The sequence below is a fragment of the Stenotrophomonas sp. PS02289 genome (genome assembly GCF_029960115.1).
Classification (GTDB): Bacteria; Pseudomonadota; Gammaproteobacteria; order Xanthomonadales; family Xanthomonadaceae; genus Stenotrophomonas.
Window position 1 is genome coordinate 1 of the sequence record NZ_JASCOZ010000312.1, and the last position, 2,196, is coordinate 2,196.

The window sequence follows — 2,196 nt, forward strand, 5'->3', positions numbered from 1 at the left end:
GGCGGCAGGTGCGACAGCCGCGGCGGCCGGCGCAGCGGGTGCCGGTGCGCTGGTGGCCAGGCTCGGCGGGGCCGCCGGACGGATGTCCAGTTCGCAGTCGTCCACCACCCAGGCGAAGGTGTCTTCAATCTTGCTGCGCGGCACCTTGCCAACCAGGCCCAGGTCCCAGGCCAGGTGCGCTTCCAGCGGGTCGAGCGCGTCGAAGCCGGGCAGGCGTTCGAGGCGGGCGGCGACCTGCAGCGAACCCAGGTGCTCCAGCTCACGGATGATGCGCAGCGGGTCGTTGCCGCTCATGAACAGCGACGGGGCCGGCACGAAACCGATCTGCCAGGCTTCCGGCGTGTCGTCGACCTTGGCGGCGGCCGGTGCGGCGGTGCTGGCGGCGGTGCCGGACAGCACGGCTTCCAGGCGCGCCTTCACGGCAGCGACGGCCTGCGGGTCGGCCGGGTGGCCGTGCTCGGCTTCGCGCAGCAATGCGCGCAGCACGTCCACCGACGACAGCATGGCGTCCACGGCGACCGGCTCGAGCGCGCGCTTGCCGGCGCGCAGCTCATCCAGCAGCGTTTCCAGCACGTGGGTCAACGCAGCGATGGCGTCGAAGCCGAAGGTGCCGGCACCGCCCTTGATCGAGTGGGCGGCGCGGAACACCGAGTTGATGATTTCAGGGTCCTGCTGGCCCGATTCCAGTGCCAGCAGGCCAGCTTCCATCGCGTCCAGGCCTTCGCGGCTTTCCTCGAAGAAGGTGGCGTGGAAGCGTTGCAGGTCCATGCTCATGACAGTTCGGGTCCGGTTGCGGGGAAGAGGGAAGGCGGGTGGGGATCAGCCCAGGACTTTCTGGACGGTGGCGACCAGCTGTTCCGGGTTGAACGGCTTGACCAGCCAGCCGGTGGCACCGGCGGCCTTGCCTTCGGACTTCTTGTCGGCGGCCGACTCGGTGGTCAGCATCAGCATCGGGGTGAACTTGTAGTCCGGCAGCTGGCGCAGCTCGCGGATCAGCGAGATGCCGTCCATGTTCGGCATGTTCACGTCGGTGACCACCGCATTGAAGCGCTGGCCCTTGGCGCGGCCGAGGGCGACCGCACCGTCTTCGGCCTCTTCAACAGAAAAGCCGGCCGAGGTGAGGGCGAAAGAGACCATCTGGCGCATCGACGCCGAATCGTCCACCACCAAGATACGTGCGCTCATGCCGCGTTCTCCACAGATTTCAGGTTGTCATGGTTTGCGTCCAGGCCCAGGGCCTGGGTGAGGCCGAGCAGGCGCGCGGCATCACGGAAGGTTGAGGTGCAACCGTCGAATCCGGTCGCATGGCCCGCCTGGCGGCGGGCGTCGACGAAGGCGCACAGCACCTGCATGGCGGCGGTATGGATACGGCCGACCTGGCTGGCATCCAGCGTCAGGTCACCTTCCTGGTCCACCAGGGGGGCGAGGCGGGTTTTGAGCTCGGTGCTGTTCTCGATGCCGAGATCATCACCCAGGGCCACAGTGCTCATCGTTGCTCCGGACAAACGGTTCCAAGGTCAATAACGGCGGGGTTGGGAGAACCTTTAACGCGATTTTCGGAACCGTCCGATGTTGTTCAGTTCAACAGCTGGGTGGCGTCGAGCAGGATCATCGGCTGCGCCGAGATCCGGGCCACGCCCCGGAACAGGTCGTTGGAAATCTGGCAGATGCGGGCGGTGTCGGGGGGCTCGATCTGCGAATCGGTGAGGTTGGCCACGTCTTCCACGGCGGACACCCGCAGCCCCATGGTTTCGCCGTTCTCCTCCAGCACCACGATGCGGGTGTTGGCGTCGTCTTCGGCGGGACCGGCTCCCAGATGCGTGCCCAGGTCCATGACCGGCACCACCTGGCCACGCAGATTCATGATGCCCAGCATGGCGGTCGGGGTGCCACGCAGCGGCAGCAGCGGCACGGGCAGCACGACTTCCTGCACCTTGAGCAGCTCCAGCGCGTAGGCCTGGCTGCCGCAGCGCATGCGCAGCCAGCGCGAGGTGCGCTCGTTGGCGCGGCGGTGTTCGCGTGGGCTGGAGGCCGGGTTCAGGGCCTGTGCCTGCAGTTCCTGCCAGCTGCCCGGGCGCGCCGGATTGGGCGCGTTGGCGGGCAGGATCGGCGCGGCGCGGGCGACCGGGGCGGGTGCAGGGCGTGGCGGCAGCGGGGCAGGGGCTGGCTTTGCGGGTGCGGGGGCCGGTGCGGGAA

The 2,196-nt window shown here is 68.4% G+C and carries 4 protein-coding genes; all 4 read right to left on the reverse strand.

The features are described 5' to 3' along the window. A partial coding sequence (locus QMX83_RS21270) for an Hpt domain-containing protein (RefSeq protein WP_282298614.1) occupies positions 1–774 on the reverse strand: 774 nt, incomplete at its 3' end. Between the two features lie 45 nt (positions 775–819). Continuing rightward, complete coding sequence (locus QMX83_RS21275) at positions 820–1,185, reverse strand: response regulator (protein WP_038688521.1); 366 nt, start codon at positions 1,183–1,185, stop codon at positions 820–822. After that, positions 1,182–1,490 (reverse strand): STAS domain-containing protein, encoded by a 309-nt coding sequence (locus QMX83_RS21280; RefSeq protein WP_282298615.1) that lies wholly within the window; start codon positions 1,488–1,490, stop codon positions 1,182–1,184. The genes QMX83_RS21275 and QMX83_RS21280 overlap by 4 nt, the downstream gene beginning before the upstream one ends. Before the next feature lie 86 nt (positions 1,491–1,576). Next, a partial coding sequence (locus QMX83_RS21285) for a chemotaxis protein CheW (protein WP_282298616.1) occupies positions 1,577–2,196 on the reverse strand: 620 nt, incomplete at its 5' end.